Source organism: Oceanospirillum sediminis (assembly GCF_014164585.1).
GTDB classification, from domain to species: domain Bacteria; phylum Pseudomonadota; class Gammaproteobacteria; order Pseudomonadales; family Halomonadaceae; genus Oceanospirillum; species Oceanospirillum sediminis.
Genome location: NZ_JACJFM010000347.1, coordinates 1 through 311, shown reverse-complemented (window position 1 = coordinate 311; position 311 = coordinate 1). Strand labels below are relative to the sequence as shown.

Here is a 311-nt window from a genome sequence, read left to right as displayed (position 1 = left end):
CAAAAGAAAATAAAAGCTGAAGTATGTGCAAAGTATACATACGGACAGCCTGTGCCAGCCAATGTTCAACTTAAGATGTGCCGACCTCTTAATCGCTACGTCTCTATAAACTATCTGACCACCCCTGAACATCCAGAGGGACTCCCTGATATAATTGCACCATGCTACAATGAGACAAAGCAGACGGACATAAAAGGCTGTGCCACTTTCACCTTCCCAATGTCAGCCTTTATAAAAGGTTCGGAAAAGGTGCTGCAAGACTCACTTCAAATCAGAGTCAAAGTAGAAGAAGAGGGCACAGGTGTTTCTCG

At 44.1% G+C, this 311-nt stretch carries 1 protein-coding gene; it reads left to right on the top strand.

The window, feature by feature from the left end; genetic code table 11:
• Positions 1-311, top strand: a 311-nt coding sequence (locus H4O21_RS25175) for a hypothetical protein (protein ID WP_182812762.1), incomplete at both ends; no start/stop codon positions are given.